The organism is Streptomyces sp. CA-111067 (assembly GCF_050956065.1).
In the GTDB taxonomy this organism is placed as follows: domain Bacteria; phylum Actinomycetota; class Actinomycetes; order Streptomycetales; family Streptomycetaceae; genus Actinacidiphila.
This window is the reverse complement of sequence record NZ_CP192103.1, coordinates 1,305,911-1,328,042: the sequence shown is the minus strand read 5'-3', so window position 1 is coordinate 1,328,042 and position 22,132 is coordinate 1,305,911. Positions and strand designations below refer to the sequence as shown.

The window sequence follows — 22,132 nt, the reverse complement described above, 5'->3', positions numbered from 1 at the left end:
CGTACCTCCACCGCCGTACGTCCCTCATGAAGCGCATCTCTGACGGGAGACAGTCGTGCTGTCGATAGCGAAGGTCACCAAGAACTACGCCGCCGAGGGCGGCCGCAGACCCAAGAGCCCGGTGGACGTCTCGGCGCCCGCGCTGCGCGGCATCGACCTGGAGGTCGGCCGGGGCCAGTTCCACACCCTGCTCGGCCCGTCGGGCTGCGGCAAGACCACCCTGCTGCGCTCCATCGCCGGGCTCGAACGCCCCGACACCGGCACCATCACCCTGTCCGGCACCACCATGTTCTCCTCCGACCAGGGGATCGACGTCTCGCCCGACCGGCGCGGCCTCGGCATGGTGTTCCAGTCGTACGCGATCTGGCCGCACATGGACGTCTTCAAGAACGTGGCGTTCCCGCTCACCGTGCGCAGGCCCGGCCGCACCGGCGCGAAGCTGACCAGGGCCGAGCAGCGCGACCGGGTAGAGGAGGCGCTCGCCGCCGTCGGCCTGGCCGACTACGCCGGCCGCCAGGCGACCAACCTGTCCGGCGGCCAGCAGCAGCGGCTCGCGGTGGCCCGGGCGCTGGTGACCCGGCCCGCACTGGTCCTGCTGGACGAGCCGCTGTCGAACCTGGACGCCCGGCTGCGCGAGTCGATGCGGTTCGAACTGAAGCGGCTCCAGCGGGAGACCGGGGTGACCATGGTCTACGTCACCCACGACCAGTCGGAGGCGCTGGCGCTGTCCGACGTGGTCACCGTCATGTCGCAGGGCGGCATCGAGCAGAGCGCGTCCCCCGAGGAGGTCTACGACCAGCCCGGTTCGCTGTTCGTCGCCGAGTTCGTCGGCGCGCCGAACCTGCTGACCGGGGTGGTGGAACACCTCGCCGACGGCGCGGCGCGGATCGCGTCGGAGGCCGGCACCATCGCGGTGGACCGCTGCACCTGGCAACTCGGCGACGAGGTAAGGGTGTTGATGCGGCCGGAGGACTTCATCATCACCGCGGCCGAGGAGAGCGCCGACCCGGAGGAGCGCAACACCTTCACCGGAGTGATCACCGCGACCGCGTTCGAGGGCGAGCGGGTCCGCCACCAGGTCAAGGTGGGCAAGCTGACCATGGAGTGCCACGCGGAACGGCACCGGGCGCTGTCCGACGGCAGCGACGTGCGGCTGACCATCCCGGCCGAGCGGGTACGTCTGGTGCCCGGATCGGCCGCGAGCGGAGGTGCCGAGTGACCGTCCAAGCCCGCACCGCGGGCGACACCTCCGAGGCGCGCGGCCCGGCCCGGCCGGACGGCCTGGCCGGACTCGACGGCGACGGCGGGCTGCTCGAAGTGGTGGTGACCGCGCGGCGGCCCGTCGCCGAGGGCGTGCTCGCCCTCGAACTGGCCAGGATCGACGGTGCCGCGCTGCCGCCGTTCGCCCCCGGCAGCCATGTGGACCTGCACCTGGGCGACGGGAAGGTACGGCAGTACTCGCTGTGCGGGGACCCGGCCGACACCTCCCGCTACCGGCTCGGCATCCTGCGTACGGCCGACTCGCGGGGCGGTTCGCTGCGGGTGCACACCCGCATCCGCGAGGGCCTCTTCCTGCTGATGAGCCCGCCGAAGAACAACTTCCCGCTGCAGGTGGACGCCGGCCACACCGTGCTGTTCGCCGGCGGCATCGGCATCACCCCGCTGCTGGCGATGGCCCGCGAACTGGCCCGGCTTGGACGGTCGTTCGAGGTGCACTACCGGGTCAGGAACCGGGAACGGCTGGCGTTCGCCGACGAGTTGCTCGAACTGGCCGGGCGCGACCGGCTGACCTGGTACACCGACGACGACGTCACGCGGGGCGGGGACGGCTCGCACGGCCGGGCCTTCGACGCGGAGGACGTGATCCGGCGGGCGGGACCGGCCGCCCACGTCTACGTATGCGGCCCGCGCGGGTTCATGGACCACGTGGAGGAGGCCGCCTGGCGGGCCGGGGCACCCGAGGACCGGGTGCACGAGGAGAACTTCGCCAACGACGTTGACCTCACCGGCACCCCGTTCACGGTGGTCGCGGCCCGCAGCAAGGTGACCGCGCTGGTCGAGGCGGACCGCACCATCGCCGACACCCTGCGCGAGCACGGCGTGCAGGTGCGCACGTCCTGCGAGACCGGAGTGTGCGGCACCTGCCTGACCCGGGTGCTCGGCGGCGACCCCGACCACCGTGACGTCTTCCAGTCGCCGGCCCAGCAGCGCGCCAACACCGCGGTGACGCTCTGCTGCAGCAGGTCGCGTTCGCCCGAGCTGGTGGTGGACATCTGAACCAATGCGATGCCACTGAGAAGTGATATGTGTTTCAAATTACCACGCCATCGCTCCGATGGCGTGGTCTCTTTTCACGAACCCCGGTGTTCGCCGTTCTTCCCCGCTGGGAGCCTGTCGTTGCCAGTCGGGGCGCGCCCGGGTACATTCAGTGCGCTGCCTGCGGGGGAGTGGGGAATCGGCGAATCATGACTGTCCGAAAACACGAACCGGCGGCTTCGGGTGAATTCCTTTCACGGACAGAACGGACCACATCATGACTGCCATCTCCCGTGCCCGCCGGGTCGCGGTGACCGCCGCCGCGGCCGTCTCGATCGCGCTCGTCGGACTCCTGCCCGCGACGGCCTCGGCGGCCGGCGCCACCACCTCGACCTGCTCCTCGATCTGCGTACTGGACGCCCGCACCGGGGCGCACCCCGACTACGACCGGCTGGTGCTCGACCTCAGCTCCGGGACGCTGCCGACCGTGACCGCCGCCGCCTCGACGACCGGCGTCTTCTACCCGGCGAGCGACAAGGCCGTACAGGTCGACATACCCGGCCAGTCCTACCTGTTCGTCACGCTCGGCTCGGCCGCCACCTACGACGACCAGGGCCACGACACGTACACCAGCCCGCACACCCTGCCGGTGGCGCTGCCCTCGCTCAAGGGCGTGGAGCTCGACTACGCCTACGAGGGCGAGGTGCAGTTCGGGCTCAGCCTGGACTCGTACTCGCACTACGCGGTCTCGCACCTGACCGGGCCGAACCGGGTGATCGTGGACCTCTACCACTGAGCTACCGCCCGTCCCGCCTCTCCGACTGCCCTGGGGGTGAACTGCACCGCCTACTGCGGCAGTTGTCGGTACGCCACCGGGCACGGGCCCGCAGGACGGGAGATGCCCGGCTTGCGGGTCGGCTCGGGGGCCGGCCCTGACAGGGTCAGCTCGTAGCGCCGCAGCAGCAGCGCGATGATCAGCTTCATCTCGATGTCCGCGACCCGGCCGCCGAGGCAGGCGTGGCCGCCGCCGCCCATGTTCAGCAGCCCGGCGGCGGCCCGGCCGTCCGGGTCGCGGGCGGTGGAGAAGCGCTCCGGGTCGAAGCGCTCCGGGTCCGGATAGCGGTCCGGGTCGCGATGGGTGACCGGCGGGCAGAAGAGCGTGGTCCAGCCCTTCGGCACGGTGAACCCGGCCACCTCGAAGGGCGCGGCCACCTGCCGGGTCAGCATCGTGGTGACCGGGCGCAGCCGCTGCGCCTCCTGGAGGCACCAGCCGAGCCGGGTGAGCCGGTGCAGGGTGCCGGGCGTGGGGTCGGCGTCGGCGAGCTCGGTGTGGATCTCCTTGGCGGTGGCGGCCAGTTCGCCCTGGTGTTGCAGCAACAGCAGCACCGACCAGGCGAGTTGGGCCGCCGTCGTCTCGTAGGCGGCGTAGACGAGGACCAGCGCCAGGCCGGTCACCGTGTCGTCGTCGAACGGGGCCCCGTCGGCGGCCGTGCTCGCCGCGAGATGGGCGAGGAAGCCCTGCCCGGCCGGGTCCGGGTCGGTCCTGGCCCGCCGGACCTGCGGGGCGAGCAGCGCGAACAGCCGCTTTCGGGCCCGGTTGCGGCGCAGCAGCCGCGGGGTCGGCGTCCAGGACGGCAGGACGAACTCCATGCCGGCCGCCACGTCGCGGAACAGCGGGCGGAAGGTGTCGCCGTGCCGCTCCCTGAAGTCCTTGCCGAGCACCAGCCGGGTCGCGATGTCCAGGGTCAGCCGCTCCAGGTCGCGGCCCGCGTCGAAGGTGCCGGACGGCCCGAGGCCGTCGATCCAGCCGGACACGTCCTCGGTCACCGCCGCGGTGTGGTCGGCGACCTGCCGGCCGCGGAAGACCGGCAGCAGCGCGGCCCGCTGCACCAGGTAGTCCGCGTGGTCGGCGGCCTGCATCACCGCGCCGAACATCGGCCGCAGCCACTGGTAGACCGGGGCCACCGCCAGGGTGGTCTCGGGCTCGTTGATGGCCGCGCGGCTCTCGTCCACCCCGACCACCACCGCGGCCCGCTTCGGGCCGAGGCGCAGTGTGAACACCGGGCCGTGCGCCTGCCGTCCGGCGCTGACCACGGCCAGCGGGTCGCGGACGAAGGCCGGGGCGTGCCCGAGCACCGGCAGCGCGGCCGGGGCCTGCGGGGGAGTTGTCGGAGCCATCAGCGGTGATCCCTTCGAGAGCCGCTACGGAGAGCGGACGGGCCTGCACCTGTCAGCGGTCGGCCGGACCGGCTTGCGCCTTCGAGGCGTTGGTCAGCCACACGTTCCAGCGGATCGACAGCCTGCCGTGCTCGTCCCTGACCTCCTCCATCCGTTCCATCGCCGCCTCGCGCGCCTCGGGCAGCCGGTCCTCCGGCACCGACTCCAGGATCATCCGGCCGGCGGTCTGCCAGAGCCAGTCCCACCACTGCCCGGTGTCGGCGAACTCCAGGTCCAGGTAGCTGTCCGTCACCTTGACGTCCTCGAAGCCGGCGTCGGCGACCAGCGCGGCCAGCCGCTCCTGGCTGCCGAAGGCGCTGTCGCCCTGCCCGGGAATGCTGGTCGGCGGCTCCGGCAGGAAGCGCAGCATCACATCGGTGACCTGGAAGAACCGCGGGTCCACCACGCCGAAGGAGCTCATCGCCAGCCGCCCGCCCGGCCGCAGCAGGCCGTGGTAGGAGCGTAGCGCGGTGGCCGGGTCGGGCAGCAGGAAGACCACCAGCCCGGCCAGCACGGCGTCGAACGACTCCGGCGGCAGGTCGGGCCTGACAGCGTCGCCGATCGCCAAGGTGACGTTGTTCAGCGGGAGTTCGGCGGCCGTCCGGCGAGCCGCCTCGATCATCGCGTGCGCCGCGTCGATCCCGGTCACCGAGCCGCCGGGCCCGACGGCCTCAGCGGCGGGGAAGGTGCAGGCGCCGCGCCCGCAGCCGACGTCGAGCACCTCCATGCCGGGGGTCAGCCCCGCGCTGTCCACCAGCCGGCGGCCCAGCGGGCCGTAGAAGCGCACGCCGGTCTGGTCGTACGAGCCGGCGGCGCGCTCGAAGACGTCGGTGACTTCCGGTCGCTGGGCGGGACGTGATGCTCCGTGGTCCATGGACGGCGCCTTCCGGCAGGCTGGCGGGGACGGTTCGATTCTTGCCCACGGCAACGGCCCCGGCCTTCTCGGAGGTTGCTGCACCGGCGCCGGCCGCAGCCCCCGGTGAGCGGCGAACAGGCCCTGTCGGCAGGGCCGTTGACCGCACCGCACGAAGGCGCCCGTACCGACGCAACCTGGAAGTAGAGCCCCCGCCGCGGCCCTGCCTATCGTCGAGACAACCTCGACAACCGGGTGACAGGAGAAGGCAGTGGGCGTACTGGGTCTGCACAATGAATGTCCCCCCAACAACTACGCGACGGCCGAAGCCGCGGAGATCTCCAAGGGGCTGGTGTCGGACGCGGTGGCCACCTCGGCGACCCTGCGGACCGTCCGTGACGCGATGGAGGCGCTGGCCGCGCTCGACGACACCGTGCGCTACGTCGTCGAGGCGTCCGGAACGGCGGTCGGCCCCGACGGCTCGGTGGACGTCGGCGCGGTGGGCGAGAAGATGAAGTACGTCGACTCCACCTACGACACGTGCTTCCGCGCGCTGGACGGCACGGTCGCGCTGATCGACACCGCGGTCGGCGAGTACACCAACCTCCAGGCGTACGCCGCGGCGGCGCTGGCCAACGGACGCGACGAGTGCTACGAGAACACCCTGCGCCAGCTCGGCGAGGGCGGCTTCGCCGGCATGACGCAGGAGCGGATCGCCCGGCTGCGCAAACTGCGGGTGCGGGTGCAGCTGCTGCAGAACATGGAGTCGTACGGCCGGGACATCCTGGCCCGCTACGACTTCGGCTCGTTCTTCCTGCTCTTCATGCAGCCGATGCGCGACCTCGCGCTGGCCGCCCAGGACCTCTACAACGAGGTGGTCCGCGGCGCGCTGGTGGCGTACGACACCCTGGTGCGGGTATGCGACCTCAGCGGCACCGAGGCACAGGCCGCCGGGATAGCGGACTGACGGGCAATAGTGCCCCCGAATTCACCGGCGGGCCGACGCCAGGACCGGGTGTCGGCCCGCCGGTGAATTTCTGCTCAGGCGCGTGTACGCAGCTTTCGACTCCGCTACGGTGGAAAGCCGGTAGTCAATCGATCGAACAATGAGGTGACACCGCGCAATGGGAATCACGAAAATCACCCTGCTTTCGGTACCGGTGACCGATCAGGAGGCGGCGAAGAGCTTCTACGAGAAGCTGGGCTTCCATGTCGTCAACGACCATGAGATGACCCCTGAGGAGATGCCGCCCGAGCCCGGACTGCGGTGGCTCCAGCTCGCCACGCCGGACGGCAGCTGCGACATCGTCCTGGTCACCTGGGACGTCGGCGGCATCAAGCCGGGAATGCAGCAGTTCTCGCTCGCGGCCGAGGACGTCGAAGGACTGCACGCCACGCTCGCCGAGCAGGGAGTGGATTCCAACGGGGGCCTGATGGAGGCCCCGTGGGGCCACTTCTTCTCGGTCAACGACCCCGACGGCAACCACCTGCTGGTCGTGCAGGAGCCCGACGACAAGGGCTGACCGTCCCACAGCGGATGCCGCCGAGACCGTGGGCGGGTGACCGGGAGTCCACGCCCCGGCACCCGCCCACTTCCAGTCCCGCGGGGCCGGTTCCCACCGGCCCCCTTGGCTACCGGCTCCGGTCCTACGGGGCCCAGCCCGCCTCCTCCTTGCCAGGCTCCTCGCCGCGGCTGGCGGCCTGCGACTGCGAAGCGGCCCAGCCGTAGATCGACTTGGCCATGAAGGACGGCGAGTCGGCCGCCAGCGACTCCATCACCTGGGCCCTCGCCTGGTGCGCCTCGGCGTGCTCCGCACTGCCGGGCGCCGCGGCCAGCGCCGCGAACTCCGCGAGGTGGCCCGCCAGTCGCAGGTCGCCGTCCTTGGCGAGCAGCAGCGCCCGCCGGGCCAGTGCCTGCGGGCCGCCGGCCAGCTCGGCCACCTCGGCGGCCAGTTCGGCCCGCGGCGCCGGGCGCAGCGCCGCCGGGTCGCCGTCGTACCAACCGCCGTAGCGCCGCCACAGGTTGCGGACGATGAACTCCGGCTCGTCGTAGGTCGGCCGCAGATACGGCTTGCTCAGCATCTCCGCCGGCACCCGCACCCGGTGCAGCACCTCGTCGAGGGTGAGCCCGCCGTTCATCAGCTCCAGGACGGACTGCTGGAGGTGGTCGAGCAGCGCGGCGGACGACAGCAGCGTCTGGCGGATCCGCTCGGCGCCGGCGATCGGCACCCCGTGCCCGGGCAGCAGCAGTTCGGCGCCGAGTCCGGCCATCCAGTGCAGCGCCTGCGACCACTCCGCGACGAACCGCTGCACCTTCTGCGGGTTGCCGGCGTTGGGCGCGTTCCACGCGTAGAAGTCGCCGCAGCACAGGATGCGCCGGTCGGGCAGCCAGGCCATGGTGGCGTCGTCGGTCTCGCCCATCCCGTGCCGCAGCAGTACCTGGGTGTCGGCCTCGCGCAGGTCGAGCTGCTGGTCGTAGAGGGTGTCCGGCTGCCGGTAGACCGTCGGCCACTTGAGGCCGGGGGCCCGGAACTGGCGCCCGTTGACCGCCGAGTTGTAGCCCGCGGTGAGCACATAGCGCTCGAACCGGCGGGGCACGTGCCGGTGCGCGATCACCTCGGGCCGGGGCAGCCCGCGTTCGGCCGCCTCCTGGTCGAACGGGTCCATGCCCAGCACGTGGTCGACATGGCCGTGCGAGAACACGGCGATGTGCAGCGGGTCCTGGGTCACCGCCCGTACCGCGGTGTGCAGCGCGCGGGAGGTGTGCCGATCGCCGGTGTCGAAGAGCAGCAGCCCGCCGGCGGTGCGGAACACGTACACGTTGCCGGTGGCGGCCCACATCCACACGCCGTCCGCGACCGGCAGCAGGCCGTCCTCGCGCAGCGCGCCGGAGAAGTAGGGGCGCAGATCCTCCTGCCCGGTCCAGACCCGGTCGGCATAACCCATCAGATCGATCACGGTGCCGGCTCCTCCTGTGCGGGGTTGGCGGGGGGCGCGGGCTTGGCGGGCGCGGGCGGCGCGGAGTTGGCGCGCTGAGCGGCGCGGGCCGCCTGCCCGGCGCTCCCGGGATGCAGGGCGAGCCGCCGCATACCGCGGAAGACCTGCCGGCGGGTGAACCGCTGCCACGTCCTGCGGTCGTTCTCGTAGGGGAACGGCTGCTCGGGCACCGGCAGTTCGAGGAACGCGCACAGCGGCTCCCAGCCCTCGGTGACCCGGTACTCCAGCAGCCGCCGCGCCGGAACGCCGGCGCGGACCGCGGCCAGGTGCTCGTCGAACACCTCAACGGCGGCCTCCCGGCTGCTGATCGGCCGGTCCCCGAAGTGCCGGCGGAACACGCCGTCGAAGACCTGCCGGAAATTGCGCAGCCGCTTGTCCGCGGCCATCAGCGGAATACGCATCAGGCCGCGCAGCACCGTCCAGTGCACACCCGGCCGGTACGATATGAAAATCGTCCGCGCGCAACTGGTGTACCACTCCTGCGGATCCCGCACGGTGAGAATGACCCGGGCGTCGGGATAATGCTCGGCGAGTTCTTTCCAGAACGCGGCGGCCGGCCAGTCGACGGTGGACCGGTAGCCGTCGAAAACGGCGTCCCAATCCGTTTCCCCGCCGTTCACCGCGTTCTCCCAGTCGGCCAGCCGGTCGGGATCCCGGAATATCTCCCGGGTGTGATAAGTGGGGCCGAGGCCGAGAATCTCCAGTGCCTTCTTCAGCGAGGTGGTGCCGGTTCGGCCCAGCCCCGCTCCGATGACCTCCATCGCGCGGACCCTCCGGATCGGGGACGGATCAGGGACCGGCCGGATCGGCTCCGGCCGGGTCGTCGGCTAGGCGGCCACCGCCCGCCGGAACAGCCGGGTGGCCAGCGGTACGAACACCACGAGCAGCCCCGCCGACCAGACGATCGACTGCCAGGCCTCCGAGCCGGGCGTGCCGCCGTTGAACCAGGCCCTGGCGGAGTCGATGGTCAGCGTGACCGGGGTGTGGTCGGCGAAGACCCGCAGCCAGCCGGGCATGGCGTGGGTGGGGACGAACGCCGAACTCACGAAGCCGAGCAGGAACAGCCAGGGCATCGACGTGGTCTGCGCCGCCTCCGCGCTGCTTGCGGTGATGCCGATGCAGGCCAGCACCCAGGACAGCGCGAAGCCGAACAGCAGCAGCACCCCGGCGCCGGCCAGCGCGTGCAGCACCCCGCCGTGGAAGCGGAAGCCGAACGCGAAGCCGACCGCGCCGGTGACGATCAGCGCGATGATGTTCCGCACCACCTCCGACAGGGTGCGGCCGACCAGCACCGAGGCGTGGCTCAGCGGCAGCGAGCGGAACCGGTCCATCATCCCGTTGCGCATGTCCTCGGCGATGCCCACGCACATCCCGGCCATCCCGCCGAACACGATGACCTGCCCGAACACCCCGGGCAGCAGGAACTGCTTGTAGTCGCCGCCCGGCACCTGGATCGCGCCGCCGAAGACGTACGCGAACAGCACGAAGAACATGATCGGTTGCAGCACCGCGGCCATCAACTGGTCGGGGCGGCGCTGGATGTGCCGCATGTTGCGGCCGGCCAGCAGCCAGGCGTCGCTGACGCTCCACAGCGCGCCGCTGGGCGGCGGCGGGGGAGCGGCGGTGGTGGGGGAGTCGGTGGTGGCGGTCATCGGGTGGCTCCGTTCCGGTCGCGGGCCGACGCCTTGCCGCGCCGTCCGGACGTGGCCTTGTCCTGCTCCGCCTCGTGCGCCGCCTCGGTGGCGGTGCTGCCGGTCAGCGTCAGGAAGACGTCGTCGAGTGAGGGCCGGCGGACCTCGTGGGTGACCGGGGTGATGCCGGCGTCCGACAGGTCGCGGACCATCGCGGTGACCGTCTCGATGCCGCCGTCCAGACGAAGCGTCAACTGGGCCCGGGCGCGGTCGTGGAACGGGTTCTCGTCGCCGTGCCCGCGCAACGCCTCGTGGGCCCGGTCGAGTTCGGCAGGATCTGCCAGTGTGAAGGTGACCCGCTCGTCGCCGACCTGCTGCTTGAGCTCGCTCGGCGTGCCCTGCGCCACCACCTTGCCGCGGTCGATCACGGTGACCGAGTCGGCCAGCCGGTCGGCCTCCTCCAGGTACTGGGTGGTCAGCAGCAACGTGGTGCCGTCCCTGACCAGCAGCTCGATCTCCGACCACAGGTCCAGCCTGGACCGCAGGTCGAGCCCCGTGGTGGGCTCGTCGAGGAACAGCACCCGGGGCCGGATCAGCAGGCTCGCCGTGAGGTCCAGGCGCCGCCGCATGCCGCCGGAGTAGGTCTTGACCCGCTGGTTGGCGGCCTCACTCAGGCCCATCCGCTCCAGCAGGTCGTCGGCCCTGCGCCGGGCCTCGGTGCGGCCGATCCGGTGCAGCCGGCCGACCAGCTCCAGGTTCTCCCGGCCGGTGAGTATCTCGTCCACGGCGGCGAACTGCCCGGTCAGGCCGATCAGTCCGCGCACCCGGCGCGGCTGCGCCGTGACGTCGATCCCGCACACCTCCACATGCCCGGCGTCCGGACGGATCAGGGTGGACAGCACCCGCACGGTGGTGGTCTTGCCGGCGCCGTTGGGCCCGAGCAGGGCCAGCACCGTGCCTTCGCCGGCGGACATCGAGACTCCGTCGAGCGCCTGTTTCTTCCCGAGCCGTTTGACCAGCCCTTGGACGAGTATCGATTCAGTCACAGCCAGCAACCTAGCAGTCTCTATCGGAATGTGAAGCTTTTCTTCTGAAGGCGGCAGCCACGGCAGCCCGCGGCGGCGCGCACGGACGGGTGCGCGCGCCCGGCGCGCGCACCCCCGCGTTCAGCCGTCCAGCCTGACCAGCAGCGAGTCGAAGTCCCGCAGCGGCACCGAGCGGCGCCGCCCGGGCGGCCCGGCCAGCGCCAGCGTGGGCAGCGCCTGGTGCAGCCGGGGCAGCAGTACCGACATCTCAAGCCGGGTCAGACCCGCGCCCAGGCAGTAGTGGATCCCGGCGCCGAAACTCAGCGCGGGCGTGCCGGTCCGGCCCGGGTCGAAGCGGTCCGGATCGGGGTACGCCTCCGGGTCGCGGCTCGCCGCGCCGAGCATCAGCCGTACGTGGGTGCCCGCCGGGATCTTGCAGCCGCTCAGCTCCGTGTCCTGCGCGGCCACCCGGATACCGGGCGCCACCTGCACGGACGGGTCGTGCCGCAGCGTCTCGTCGACGAACGCCCGCACTTGCTTGTCGTCGCCGGCCAGCCACCGCCGGTGGTCGGGCTGCTCGGCCAGCGCGAGCACCGCGTTGTCGATGCCGGTGGCGGTGGTCTCGAAGCCGGCCGACCACAGCGTGAAGAGCAGCGTGCGCAGCTCGTCCTCGGCCAGCCGGTCCATGTCGCCGTCGTGCACCGAGACGAGGTCGGAGACCAGGTCGTCGGCCGGCCGCCGGCGCCGCTCCTCGATCAACGCGTCGAAGAAGGAGCCCAGTTCGCGGAAGGCCGCGTCCGCCGCGGCGACCGCGTCCGGCGGCGCCGCCGGGTCCACCACGTTCATCATGGCCGGCACCAGCACGGACAGCCGCTGCCGCTCGTCCTGTGGCACGCCGAGCAGGTCGGAGATCATGTGCAGCGGCATCGGGATGGACACCGACCTGTGCAGGTCCACGGTCTCGCCCGACCGCAGCCGCTCGGCGAGGTCCGCGACCAGCCTGTCGGCGAGTTCGGTGACGCCGGCCCGCAGGCCGTCCACTCGGCGGAAGGTGAACTCACTGCCCACCAGGCCGCGCAGCCGGGTGTGCTTGGGCGGGTTGCTGCCCACCAGCGAGGTCACCAGCACCTGGTAGGCCTCGTGGCCGACGCCCTGCGGGAACATCCTGGCCATGTCCTCCTCGGGCACCCCGGGGAAGAGCTCATGGTGCTTGAGCACGTGGTTGACGTCGGCGTGCCGGCTGATCAGGTGCGCGCCGAACCGGCTCGGATAGACCGGGGACTCCTCGCGCAGCCGGCGGTAGAGCGGATAGGGGTCGAGGGAGGCCGGCGGGAACATCAGCTGTTCCAGTACGTCCGGCTGCCGCTGCTCCGCGGCCGTTTCGCTGCTTTCCTGTAGGGACATGAGGGCCTTCCGGCTGCTCGTCGCGGGGGACAGCTCGGCGGTCAGGACCAGCCGTGCGGATGGGAGGACGTCGGAATCGGGCCGACCAGGTTCTGTGCCCTGACCATCGAGTCGCGGAAGAAGGCCGCGATGATGAGCCGTTCCTCGCGCTGGACCGCTGCCGGGATGTTCTCCCAGTTGTCCACGAATATCTGGAACAGGCTGCGGTCCATTCCGGCCGGCTCGATATAGAGCTTGCCGCCCAGTTCCACCGGCCAGGACGCCCGGCGCAGGCCGAACTCCAGCCACGGCAGGTACGAGGGGAACTCCTGGTTCGGCTCCACGTGGCGGTGCACGTTCATCTCCACCATGCCGCTGGCGTCGCCCATCATCAGGGTGAGCTTGGAGCCGGTGGTGAAGTCGCCGTACCGCCGCTGCAGCCAGTAGCGCAGCGCCTCGGGGCGGGTCAGCGCGTCCCAGGCGTCGTACGGGGCGGCGGCCAGCTCGATCTGGACGTACGGGCCCATCCGGCGCCAGGGCCAGCGCCAGGTGGTGCCGGTCCTGAGGTAGGAGGCGAGCTGGTCGAGGATGCCGGGCCAGCCGTTGCCGTTCCAGGAGCGCCAGTCCGAGGGGGAGTTGAGCGCCTCCTCGGTGGCGGTCAGTTGAGTGCCGCCGTCGGTCGCGGCCAGCTCCCAGTAGACCCGGGTCGCCGGTCCGACGCCGGCCCACCGCCACAGGTGGCGGAACAGCGCGTGGCCGGAGCCGTCGGGCGGCCGCACCTCCTCGGTACGGCACTGGAAGAACTCGCCGTCCTCGAAGTCCAGGACGTAGTCGGCGCCCTTGACCGCCAGCGGTCCTCGGCAGACGCCGAGCCAGTGCGGCAGCGCCTCCGGCGTGGTGAGCGCCTCCCAGACGCGGTCGGGCGGTTCCGGGATCTCGATGCGGGCGACGATGCGCTCCCAGCGGTCCTGCACGATCGACCGGGCGGGCGCGCTGTTGTAGGTGGGAAAGACCTGCCGTGCGCGGGCAGGCTCCAGATCGGCGAAGTCCGGCCAGGTGTCGGCCGGCGGAACGGCGCCGGGGCTCTCGGTCTCAGCGGTCACGGACAACCCCCTGGGCAGTGATAGGGGCCGGCTCAGCGAGCCGGGCGGGCTGTGCGTGCTTCACGCTACGGGCGGCCGGGAACCGCTGCTTCTCGCAGGTTGCCGCTTACGGGCGGACGGCGATCAGGCCGTGCCCGACCGGCCGCAGGAGGCCGGCCGGGGGCCGTTTCCGCTGGTCCGACAGCCTGCTCTGGTCACTTCAGGGTGCGGCCCTCGGCCAGCATCTCCACGGCCTGGCCCACTCGCCGGGTCCTGGTCTCCTCGCGCTTGGCGGACTCGATCCACGTCACGTACTCCTTGCGGCGGGAGTACGAGAAGCCGTCGAACGTCTCCTGCGCCTTCGGGGCGTCGGCGAGCGCCCGCGCCAGGTCGTCGGGGACCTCCACCACCCGCGGCGCGGTGTCCGGCTTGACCTTGACCGACACGGTGTCGCCGGCCGTCACGCCGGCCTGGTCGCGTACCGACTGGTTCACGACCAGATAGCGACTGTCCTGCGGACCGCTCATCACCGAGCCGGTGAAGGCGACGCCGTTGACCTCCGCCGACACCGGGATGCGGGCCTTGCCGCCGAGCTTCTCCGCGACCTCGGCCGGCACCGGCACGTAGGTCCAGGCGCCGACGCCCTCGCAGACCAGGGTGCCCTTGAAGTCCTCACTCATTTCCCGGTCCTCCACTCGCGCCAGGCAGCTGCCGCGCGTCCTCGCGCGGCGCGGGTCCACCGCTACCGAGCGTACGCCCCGGCGGCGGCCCGGCGCCGGTGACCGGCCGGGGCCGGAGCGGCGGATCTCTCTCAGGTGGCCAGCGGCAGCCGGTGGCCCGCAAGCAGCAGCGGCAGCGCGTAGACCATCGGCGGGTCGCTGGGCAGCGGGCGGTGCAGGAACACCCGGAACGGGGCCGTGCGTCCGGCGGCGGCCTGCGGCGGCGCGGTGGTGCTGCCCACCCGGCGGTGCTGCCCGGCGCTGTCGTCCAGCAGGTCGACCACCCGCAGGTCGGCCGGGAACCAGACGGCGAGGATCCGGCAGCGGTCCTGGGGGCGGCCCGGCGCCTGCGGCGACGGCAGCAGGACTCTTCCCAGGCCGCTGGTCATGGTGCAGCTGAGCGGGGCCTGCTGCGGGACGCCGTAGGGGAACATCCCGGTCAGGCACAGGCCGTCGGGGGCGGCGGCCCACTCGGCGGTGGGCGGGCCGATGATGTGGCCGACGATTCCGGTGCGGTCTGTGCGGTCTGTGCGGTCTGTGCGGTCTGTGCGGTCTGTGCGGTCTGTGCGTTCGCCCTGGTCGCCCCGGTCGCCCCGGTCGGCGCGGTCTGCGCGGTCCAGGTGGTCCCCGGGTGCGGCGACCGGCAGCAGGTCGGCCACCGGGCACTGGCCGTACTCCTCGACCATGGTCTGGTAGCGGCGCGGCGAGAGGCCGACCAGCCGGGTGAACTGGGTGGTGAACGTGCCGAGGCTGGAGTAGCCGACCGCCGTGCAGACGTCGATGATCCTGGGCGACTCGCGGATGATCAGCCGCTGCGCCTCGGCCATCCGCAGCGCGGCCAGGAACCGGGCCGGCGTCACCGAGGTGATGCTGCGGAAGACCCGGTGGAAGTGGAACGGGCTGAACAGGCCCGCCTCGGCGTGGTCGATCAGGTACTGCTGGTCCGCGAGGTTGTCCCGCATCCGGGTCACCGCGCGTTCCACCGCGGCCAGTTGGGAGGCCGCGGCCGGATCGGCGGCGGAGCCGGCGACCGTCACGCCGCACCGCCCGGAGGGCCGGCCGGGCCCGCGGGGGAGCCCGCCAGGTCGCGGGCCGAGCGCAGCGAGGCGATCCAGGTCGCGGCGAACCGGCGGCGCAGCAGGGTGCTGGAGCGGTCGGGCAGCCCGAGCCTGGTCCAGCCCTCGTGCACGAAGTCCAGCCGCAGCCCGCTCGCTCCGCCGCGGGCCGAGACCGAGCAGGCCGTCGGCCGGTCCGCGCCGGGGATCTCGATCCGGCAGCTCAGGCCCACGTCAGGGGTCAACCGCCAGTCGCCGATGGCGAACCGGCGCGGTCCCTCGTCGTCGATGATGAAGAACCAGCGCGGCACGAAGCCGTCGATGGCCACCGGCAGCCAGCCGAACAGCTCCGGTTCGCGCAGCGGCCGGAACGAGCCCGCCGGCAGCGTCACCGAACCGTCGATGCTGTCCCGCAGCAGGTAGCGGCTGCTGCTTCCGCTGCTGAGGTAGCGGACCAGCCGGGAGAGGAAGTCCCGCCAGCCGTCGAGGAGTTCGGGCCTGGTGGTCGCGGAGCCGTCCGCCTCAAGGTGTCGCACCACGACCCGGGTGCCGCCGCCGGCCCGCGGGGTGAGCGTCCACTCGACCAGCGCCGGGTCCTCGATGCCGAGGAAGCGCCACTCGTAGCTGAGCGAGACCGGCGGCTCGATCCTGGTCGGCCGCAGGGTGAAGAAGTCGCCGTCCCCGAAGTCGAGTCGGTTGTCGAGGCCGGTCCGCAGCGGCGCGCTCAGCGTGCCGAACCAGCGGGCCACCTGCTCGGGTTCGGTGACCGCCGCCCAGACCGCCTCCGGTGGCGCGTCGAGATCGACGCTCGGAAGGGATTCGGACTGCCTGGGCACTCCACTGTTCACAGCGACTCCAGTCTGAGGTAGAACTCGGACCAGTGCGATATAACTATAGATTCGTATAGCGAAACCCAAGTGTCAACGCTACGCCGGCCGCCTCGGGAGTGCCGATGACAGCAACGCACGATGTGGAATCCGCAAGCGTCGCACCCAAGGCGCCGATACGACCCCCGCACCTGACCGGCCGGCTGTTCTCGGTCGCCGGCACCGTGGGACGGCACGCCGCCGGAGCCGCCGCCAGATCGCTGCCGGGAGTGGGCCGCGGCCGTCCGGCCGAATCCCGGTGGTCCCGGATGGTCACCGATCTCGGGCCCACCTACGTCAAGGGCGCCCAACTGCTCAGCACCCGCAAGGACCTGCTGCCGGTGAAGATCTGCACGGCGCTCGGCCGGCTGCACGACCAGGTGGCCCCCATGACGGACGCCCAGCTCGACCTGGCACTGGAGCTCGCCTATCCCTCCGGGCGGCCGACCCCGTTCGCCTCCTTCGACCGCACCCCGGCGGCCAGCGGCAGCATCGCCTGCGTCTACCGGGCCACCCTGCACGACGGCAGCACGGTCGCGGTCAAGATGCGCCGCCCCGGCATCCAGGCCGTGATGCGGGCCGACTTCGCGATCCTGAGCATGGGCGCCCGCTGGATGCAGCGCATCCCGGCCATGCGCAAGGTGCCCGCCGTGCGGATCGTGGAGCAGCTCGGCGCCGCGCTGCTGCGGCAGCTCGACCTCGGCCAGGAGGCCGTCTCGCTCGACCTGCTGCGCACGAACCTCGCCGACATGACGTTCGTCAGGATCCCCGGCCCGGTGCCCGCGGCCTGCGGCGAGGGCGCGCTGGTCATGGAGTTCCTCGAACCCCTCGAACGGTTCGAGCCCCGCGACTTCAAGCGCGAACCGCGGCGGCAGATCGTCAGGAACGTACTCCAGTGCGTCTACCGGATGCTGTTCATCGACGGCCTCGTGCACTGCGACATGCACCCGGGCAACCTCTACCTGGACGCCGACGGCACGCTGGTGCTGCTCGACGCCGGGTTCGTCGTGCAACTCGATCCCGAAGTGCGGCTGCTGTTCGCGAAGTTCTTCATGAACCTCTCGCTCGGGCGGGCCGAGGAGTGCGCGCAGAACGTGCTGGACAGCGCCGAGCACATCCCGCCGGGCTGCGACCTGGACGGATTCCGCGCGGACATCGAGAAGTTGGTCGAGGAGTCCACCGGCAGGACCGCCGGGCAGTTCCGGCTGGCGCCTTTCGCCACCCGGCTGTTCGACATCCAGCGCAGGTCGGGGGTGGCGGCGGCACCGGAGTTCGTCTTCCCGCTGATGTCGCTGCTGGTGCTCGAAGGCATGATCAACGACTTCGACGTGAACGTGGACTTCCAGGGCGAGGCGATTCCCACGCTGCTGGTGGCGCTCAACCGGTACTGACCCGCACCGCGCGGGGCGGATCGGGGCGACGGGCCGTGCCCGTCCTCCCGGCCCGGGATCGCGCGCCGGACCCGGCCCGCCGGACCAGGGGCCTCGGACCCGGCCCGCCGAGCCCGATAGCTGGCGCCCCGCATGCCGGGTCCCGCACACCACGCCCCGCATGGCGGACCCGGAAGACCGACACCGTGACGACACCCGCGGGCGGGCGCCGCGCCCGCCGCCCATCGCAGGAGGCCGCGTTGGAACAGCTCGCCGTACACCAGGAGTTCCCGCGTCCCTTCGCGCTGCCGGCGGTGCCGCCGCGCTGCTGGACGGTGACCGGGCGCACCCGCTCGCCGCTGGCCCGCGCGGTGCGGGCCGGCTCCGTCCGAACCGGCCCGGCCGCGCTCGCGGTGGTGCTCGGCACGGACTACCGCCCGGCGGATGACGCGTTGCTGCTCGACGCCGTCGCCAGGGCCCGCGCGGACGGGCTGCCGCTGGCCCTGCTGCATGAGGGCGCGGGCGGGATCAGCCTGCTGCGCGCGGCGGGGTCTGAAGACCGCGCGCTGCGCTTCGCCTCGGTCCAGATCGCCGCCCGCACCCCGTCCGCCCTGGCCGCCGCCCCGGCCGCGGCGGCAGCGGCCCTGCTCACCGACCGCCTCGGCGGCCCGGCCCAGCGCGGCGAGGTGCTGATCGACGGCCAGGGCCGCTCGGTGACCGGCCACTGGCGCCGCCTCGAACTCCCGCCGGGGGAGGGGCCGTTGACGGACGCGGAACCGGCGGCCGGCCACCTGCCAGGCGGCGGCGTTCCGTCCGACCTGTCGACGCCCGCGGGGCCGTACGCGTGGCCGGGCGCCGTTCCGTCCGGCCGGTCGATGCCCACGGGGCCGTACGCCTGGCCGGCTGCCGTACCGTCCGACCTGTCGATGCCCGCGGGGTCGTCCAGCCGGCCGGGCCCCGTGCCGTACGACCCGCGCGGCGGCCGACCGGTCGGCCCCGTGTTGGTCACCGGGGGTCTCGGCGGGCTCGGGCTGCGGGCTGCCGCTGTTGTCGGGGCCGTCACCGGGGCGCGGGTGCTGCTGCTCGACGTGCGTGATCCGGGGGAACTAACCTCCAGGGAGCGGCGGGTGCTCGAACGGGTGCGGTCCGGGCCGGGCGGGGCCGAGGTGCTGGCCGCCGACGTCACCGATCCGGCGGCGGTCGCGGAGGCGCTGGCCAAGGCGACCGGCGGCCCGCCGGCCACCGTCGTGCACTGCGCGGGGCTGATCGAGGGCGGCCGCCTGGACGGGCTGCACCCCGCCGACCTGGCCAGGCTGCGGGCGGTCAAGACCGACGGTCTGCGCAACGTCCTGCGCGCCACCGACCGCGGCGCGCTGCGGCAGATCGTCGCCTTCGGCTCGGTGATCTCCCGCCGCGCGCACTCCGGGATGGGCGGCTACGCGCTGGCCAACGAGGTGCTGCGGCGCGAGACGCTGCGCTCGGCGGCCCGGCTGCCGGGCTGCGCGGTGGTGGTCGCCGAGTGGTCGCTGTGGAGCGGCGCGGGCGAGGCGCACCGGATGGGCGTGGTCAAGGACGCGGCCCAGATGGGCATGCCGCCGGTGCCGCTGCGCCCGGGGATGGACGCCCTGCTCGCGATGCTGCGCCGGCCCCCGGGCCCCGGCCGGGCCGCCGCCCTCGTCGTGACCGGTGCCGGCGACCGCGGCTTCCCCGAGCCCGCCGCCCCGGCGCCCTGACCGGGCCCGAGCGCAGCTCGCCAATCTCGGAGAAGAGTCCTCGCGCAAGGTTGCTTAATTTATACATAGCGACCAGCCGACTACAGGATAGGAAGGACTGGTATGGCCATCGACTTGTGCCGGAAGTCCCCGGCGGATCTCGCAGACGGCAAGGGCCCGGCGTGGAGCGACGCGGTGCCCGACGACGCGGTGCTGCTCGAGGACCTGGGCACCGAGCAGCGCGAGGCCCTCAACTTCGCGTACCGCACCACTCTCAGCAACGTCGATCCGCGTTTCGTGGCCGGCGACCCGGCGGCCTGGGCCAGTGACTTCGGCTACGCGCTCGACCGGGTGGCGGTCCGGCTCGACAACCGGACCAACGAGCAGCTGCGCAAGGCGGCGCTCGAGCACCCCGACCCCGCGATGCGCGAACAGGCCCTGTTCGAGTACGCCGACCGCGACCACGCGGACGCGATCGAGCTGCTCAGCCAGGCCATCAGGCAGGACTCCGACCGGCAGGTCCGCTGGGACGCCCTGTGGGCGATCGAGAAGCTCGGCGGCGCCGAGGCGATCATCGCCCTGCAGCAGTTCCTGGCCGACCCCGACCCGGAGATCGCCGAGTGGTCGAAGCTGTTCATCAGCGAACTCCAGACCGGTGACCCGGCGTTCGACGACCGGGAGGGCAAGTACACCCCCGGCCGCACCTTCGACGAGACGATCTTCCTGCTGATCCACTGCGACCTCTACGTGCGGCTGGACGACTCCAACCAGCACTGGGGCAAGATCTCGCTCGCCCCGCAGGGCCTCGCCCGGATCTACGGACAGGCGCACGCCTGCCCCAACGTGGCCACCAGGGAACGGCAGTTGGTGATCGCCAAGACGATCTCCGGGCTGCACGCCGACGGTTCGCCGCACGTGGACAACTACCTGTTCCGCGGCTTCACCGACCGCACCCGCCGGGACCGCGGCAGCTTCTTCTTCGAGTCGCTGGTGCCGCGGCCGTTCTTCAAGTCCGGCCAGGCCGACGACCCGTCGCAGGGCGTCAGGGAGGCCGACATCGGCTTCGCCCGGTACGGCACCTGGCACCTGGAGCCGAAGTTCGAGGTGCACGAGGAGCCGGCCATCCGCTACGTGCGCGGCCGCTTCCAGGGCTGGGGCCACGTCAACCTCAACCGCATCGCGGGCCGCCCGCTCGAAGAGATCCTGGTGCCCGGCAACGGCGTGCTGTCCACCCTGCACGACCCCGAGGTCGGCCCGATGACCAACGCGTTCATCCTGGGCACCTTCAAGGGCAAGCTCAACGACTGGGACGGCGACGGGGTCATCGACCTCAACTCGCGCGACGTGTACTCCACCGCGGAGGGCGAGATCGACACCGACCAGGACGGCATCCCCGACCAGGCCGGCCGCACCTGCTGCGACTGGACGACCCACCAGAAGTAGCACCCCAGGACCACCGCCGCGCACACACGAAAGGAATGCGATGACCACGACACCTCAGCCGGCCACCGTCTACGGCCGGCCGGTCACCACCGAAGGGGTGCCCAACCTCTACGAGGGCACCAGCGTCACCCAGTGGGTGCCCCCGATCCCGGGCATCGACAACCTGGGCATCTCCTCCATCGACACGTTCGCCGTCCCCGGCGTCGGTGAGTACACCGTGCCGTTCGACGGCTTCGTGCGGGTGGTGCGCTCCGAGCCCACCTCCAAGGAGTGGGTGAACGCCGAGGTCTACACCAACCTGATCGAGATGAAGATGGTCGGGGAGTCGGAGGAGCTGGGGCGGATCACCGTCACGCTCAACCCCGAGTGCCTGTCCACCGGGCAGATCAGGACGCCGTTCGACCCGTACGCGGGCGAGGGCCCCTCGGCCAAGGCCTGCCGGATGGCGGTCGGCGCGATCTTCGACATGCCCAAGCTGGGCATGAAGCTGATCAACAAGGAGCCGATCATCCTGACGATCGACGACGTGCGGTCGATCCCGCCGGCCGGCTCGCCCGGCAAGGGGCAGATCTACCGGATGCTGCCGCTGCACGACAGCCGCCACCTGGAGGACTCGCCGGTCGCCTACGTGACCAGCCTGCGCTTCACCATGGGCGGGTACATCACGGCCGAGAAGATCGCCGCCGTGTGACCCGTCACCCGCGGCCCCGGCCGTCCGGGAGCGCCCGCCCCAGCGGCCGGCGCCCCGGGCGGCCGTACGCCGTCCGGCCCGCCGGTGCGGTTGCCCGGCCCGCCGGGCGGCGCGTCAGGTCCTGCGGTTGCTATCGGAGATTAAACTGAACGGCAGGGGAGCGGCAGAGGCGGAGCGAGATGGCACGAAGGACGTACGGACAGCTGTGCGGTATCGCCTCGGCACTCGACCTGCTGGGCGAGCGCTGGACGCTGCTCCTGGTCCGTGAACTGCTGGCCGGGCCGCAGCGGTTCGGCGAACTGCTGGCGAACCTCACCGGCATGGGCCCGAACCTGCTCTCCGAGCGCCTCCAGACCCTCACCGCGGCCGGCGTGCTCGAACCCGTGCTGCTCACCGGCGACAAGCGCGCCCGGCAGTACCGGCTCACCCCGCTCGGCGAGGAGTTGCGCGAACCGCTGCTGCAGCTCGGCCGGTGGGGCATGGCCAGGATGGAGCCGGACGAGCAGGCCGAGGCCCGCGCCCACTGGAGCCTGCTCGCCGTCGAGGCGATGATGCGCGGCCGTCCGGTCGGCAAGGAGACCGAGTCCTACGAGTTCCGCATCGACGACCTGACGTTCCATCTGCGGGTGGCCGACGAGAAGGCGGAGCTGCTGACCGGCCCGGCGCAGGACCCGGCGATGGTCGCCACCACCGACTCGCGGACCTTCGTGACCATCGGCGGCGGCCTCGTCACCCCTTTCGAGGCGGTGGCCACCGGGGCGCTGACCCTGACCGGCGATCCCGAGGCGGTCCTGCGGTGCAGCCGGCTGCTCGGGTTGGTCTGACCACCTTT

At 72.1% G+C, this 22,132-nt stretch carries 21 protein-coding genes; 10 read left to right on the top strand and 11 right to left on the bottom strand.

Annotation, left to right across the window (positions count from 1 at the left end; all coding sequences use genetic code 11):
* Positions 1–55: 55 nt before the first annotated feature.
* The 3 genes from ACQPW6_RS05720 (at position 56) to ACQPW6_RS05710 (ending at position 3,052) form a co-directional block, all read left to right on the top strand.
* Positions 56–1,219: an ABC transporter ATP-binding protein gene (locus tag ACQPW6_RS05720; RefSeq protein WP_433888437.1), complete on the top strand. Its 1,164-nt coding sequence runs from the start codon at positions 56–58 to the stop codon at positions 1,217–1,219.
* Positions 1,216–2,277 carry a PDR/VanB family oxidoreductase gene (locus tag ACQPW6_RS05715; RefSeq protein ID WP_433888436.1) on the top strand — a complete coding sequence of 354 codons (1,062 nt, stop codon included), beginning with the start codon at positions 1,216–1,218 and terminating at the stop codon, positions 2,275–2,277. The genes ACQPW6_RS05720 and ACQPW6_RS05715 overlap by 4 nt, the downstream gene beginning before the upstream one ends.
* Before the next feature lie 256 nt (positions 2,278–2,533).
* The gene (locus tag ACQPW6_RS05710; protein WP_433888435.1) at positions 2,534–3,052 is read left to right on the top strand and encodes an AMIN-like domain-containing (lipo)protein; all 519 of its coding nucleotides are present in this window, start codon (positions 2,534–2,536) and stop codon (positions 3,050–3,052) included.
* Positions 3,053–3,102: 50 nt separating this feature from the next.
* On the opposite strand, the gene ACQPW6_RS05705 is transcribed toward ACQPW6_RS05710, so the two are convergent.
* Complete coding sequence (locus ACQPW6_RS05705) at positions 3,103–4,434, bottom strand: cytochrome P450 (RefSeq protein WP_433888434.1); 1,332 nt, start codon at positions 4,432–4,434, stop codon at positions 3,103–3,105.
* A 52-nt stretch (positions 4,435–4,486) separates the two neighbouring features.
* A complete protein-coding gene (locus ACQPW6_RS05700; protein WP_433888433.1) occupies positions 4,487–5,347 on the bottom strand; it encodes a class I SAM-dependent methyltransferase in 861 nt (286 codons plus the stop codon).
* 250 nt (positions 5,348–5,597) lie between these two features.
* Here ACQPW6_RS05700 and ACQPW6_RS05695 point away from each other — a divergent pair, with 250 nt between their 5' ends.
* Together ACQPW6_RS05695 and ACQPW6_RS05690 are read left to right on the top strand one after the other, a co-directional pair.
* A complete protein-coding gene (locus ACQPW6_RS05695; RefSeq protein ID WP_433888432.1) occupies positions 5,598–6,293 on the top strand; it encodes a hypothetical protein in 696 nt (231 codons plus the stop codon).
* A gap of 157 nt (positions 6,294–6,450) precedes the next feature.
* Positions 6,451–6,849: a VOC family protein gene (locus tag ACQPW6_RS05690; protein WP_433888431.1), complete on the top strand. Its 399-nt coding sequence runs from the start codon at positions 6,451–6,453 to the stop codon at positions 6,847–6,849.
* Positions 6,850–6,973: 124 nt separating this feature from the next.
* On the opposite strand, the gene ACQPW6_RS05685 is transcribed toward ACQPW6_RS05690, so the two are convergent.
* The 9 genes from ACQPW6_RS05685 to ACQPW6_RS05645 all read right to left on the bottom strand — a co-directional run bounded on the left by ACQPW6_RS05685 (position 6,974) and on the right by ACQPW6_RS05645 (position 16,066).
* Positions 6,974–8,284, bottom strand: coding sequence for an alkyl sulfatase dimerization domain-containing protein (locus ACQPW6_RS05685; protein ID WP_433888430.1), 1,311 nt, complete (start codon positions 8,282–8,284; stop codon positions 6,974–6,976).
* Positions 8,281–9,084, bottom strand: a complete 804-nt coding sequence (locus ACQPW6_RS05680; RefSeq protein WP_433888429.1) for a sulfotransferase family protein — start codon at positions 9,082–9,084, stop codon at positions 8,281–8,283. Before ACQPW6_RS05680 ends, ACQPW6_RS05685 begins: the two co-directional genes overlap by 4 nt.
* Before the next feature lie 66 nt (positions 9,085–9,150).
* Positions 9,151–9,975, bottom strand: coding sequence for an ABC transporter permease (locus ACQPW6_RS05675; RefSeq protein WP_433888428.1), 825 nt, complete (start codon positions 9,973–9,975; stop codon positions 9,151–9,153).
* Complete coding sequence (locus ACQPW6_RS05670; RefSeq protein ID WP_433888427.1) at positions 9,972–11,000, bottom strand: ATP-binding cassette domain-containing protein; 1,029 nt, start codon at positions 10,998–11,000, stop codon at positions 9,972–9,974. Before ACQPW6_RS05670 ends, ACQPW6_RS05675 begins: the two co-directional genes overlap by 4 nt.
* 120 nt (positions 11,001–11,120) lie before the next feature.
* A complete protein-coding gene (locus ACQPW6_RS05665; RefSeq protein ID WP_433888426.1) occupies positions 11,121–12,383 on the bottom strand; it encodes a cytochrome P450 in 1,263 nt (420 codons plus the stop codon).
* 41 nt (positions 12,384–12,424) lie between these two features.
* The gene (locus ACQPW6_RS05660; protein ID WP_433888425.1) at positions 12,425–13,465 is read right to left on the bottom strand and encodes an SRPBCC family protein; all 1,041 of its coding nucleotides are present in this window, start codon (positions 13,463–13,465) and stop codon (positions 12,425–12,427) included.
* Positions 13,466–13,659: 194 nt separating this feature from the next.
* Positions 13,660–14,124: a YdeI/OmpD-associated family protein gene (locus ACQPW6_RS05655; RefSeq protein ID WP_433888424.1), complete on the bottom strand. Its 465-nt coding sequence runs from the start codon at positions 14,122–14,124 to the stop codon at positions 13,660–13,662.
* Positions 14,125–14,255: 131 nt separating this feature from the next.
* Entirely contained in the window at positions 14,256–15,200 is a 945-nt protein-coding gene (locus ACQPW6_RS05650) for a helix-turn-helix transcriptional regulator (RefSeq protein WP_433888423.1), read from the bottom strand.
* The gene (locus ACQPW6_RS05645) at positions 15,197–16,066 is read right to left on the bottom strand and encodes an SRPBCC family protein (protein WP_433888422.1); all 870 of its coding nucleotides are present in this window, start codon (positions 16,064–16,066) and stop codon (positions 15,197–15,199) included. The genes ACQPW6_RS05650 and ACQPW6_RS05645 overlap by 4 nt, the downstream gene beginning before the upstream one ends.
* A 104-nt stretch (positions 16,067–16,170) precedes the next feature.
* Between ACQPW6_RS05645 and ACQPW6_RS05640 the strand changes: the two genes are divergently transcribed.
* From ACQPW6_RS05640 to ACQPW6_RS05620, 5 genes are all read left to right on the top strand, one after another.
* Positions 16,171–17,475, top strand: coding sequence for an ABC1 kinase family protein (locus tag ACQPW6_RS05640; protein ID WP_433888421.1), 1,305 nt, complete (start codon positions 16,171–16,173; stop codon positions 17,473–17,475).
* Between the two features lie 239 nt (positions 17,476–17,714).
* Positions 17,715–19,187, top strand: coding sequence for a KR domain-containing protein (locus ACQPW6_RS05635; protein WP_433888420.1), 1,473 nt, complete (start codon positions 17,715–17,717; stop codon positions 19,185–19,187).
* A gap of 102 nt (positions 19,188–19,289) precedes the next feature.
* Entirely contained in the window at positions 19,290–20,609 is a 1,320-nt protein-coding gene (locus ACQPW6_RS05630) for a HEAT repeat domain-containing protein (protein ID WP_433888419.1), read from the top strand.
* A 40-nt stretch (positions 20,610–20,649) separates the two neighbouring features.
* Positions 20,650–21,300, top strand: a complete 651-nt coding sequence (locus tag ACQPW6_RS05625; protein ID WP_433888418.1) for a DUF6073 family protein — start codon at positions 20,650–20,652, stop codon at positions 21,298–21,300.
* Positions 21,301–21,479: 179 nt separating this feature from the next.
* A complete protein-coding gene (locus ACQPW6_RS05620) occupies positions 21,480–22,124 on the top strand; it encodes a winged helix-turn-helix transcriptional regulator (protein WP_433888417.1) in 645 nt (214 codons plus the stop codon).
* The last annotated feature ends 8 nt before the right edge of the window (positions 22,125–22,132 follow it).

Bases quoted from the DNA above. Each gene is read 5' to 3' on its own strand.
- ACQPW6_RS05710 (WP_433888435.1), top strand. From the start codon at position 2,534: ATGACTGCCATCTCCCGTGCCCGCCGGGTCGCGGTGACCGCCGCCGCG.
- ACQPW6_RS05705 (WP_433888434.1), bottom strand. From the start codon at position 4,434: ATGGCTCCGACAACTCCCCCGCAGGCCCCGGCCGCGCTGCCGGTGCTC.
- ACQPW6_RS05700 (WP_433888433.1), bottom strand. From the start codon at position 5,347: ATGGACCACGGAGCATCACGTCCCGCCCAGCGACCGGAAGTCACCGAC.
- ACQPW6_RS05690 (WP_433888431.1), top strand. From the start codon at position 6,451: ATGGGAATCACGAAAATCACCCTGCTTTCGGTACCGGTGACCGATCAG.
- ACQPW6_RS05680 (WP_433888429.1), bottom strand. From the start codon at position 9,084: ATGGAGGTCATCGGAGCGGGGCTGGGCCGAACCGGCACCACCTCGCTG.
- ACQPW6_RS05675 (WP_433888428.1), bottom strand. From the start codon at position 9,975: ATGACCGCCACCACCGACTCCCCCACCACCGCCGCTCCCCCGCCGCCG.
- ACQPW6_RS05665 (WP_433888426.1), bottom strand. From the start codon at position 12,383: ATGTCCCTACAGGAAAGCAGCGAAACGGCCGCGGAGCAGCGGCAGCCG.
- ACQPW6_RS05655 (WP_433888424.1), bottom strand. From the start codon at position 14,124: ATGAGTGAGGACTTCAAGGGCACCCTGGTCTGCGAGGGCGTCGGCGCC.
- ACQPW6_RS05640 (WP_433888421.1), top strand. From the start codon at position 16,171: ATGACAGCAACGCACGATGTGGAATCCGCAAGCGTCGCACCCAAGGCG.
- ACQPW6_RS05630 (WP_433888419.1), top strand. From the start codon at position 19,290: ATGGCCATCGACTTGTGCCGGAAGTCCCCGGCGGATCTCGCAGACGGC.
- ACQPW6_RS05625 (WP_433888418.1), top strand. From the start codon at position 20,650: ATGACCACGACACCTCAGCCGGCCACCGTCTACGGCCGGCCGGTCACC.
- ACQPW6_RS05620 (WP_433888417.1), top strand. From the start codon at position 21,480: ATGGCACGAAGGACGTACGGACAGCTGTGCGGTATCGCCTCGGCACTC.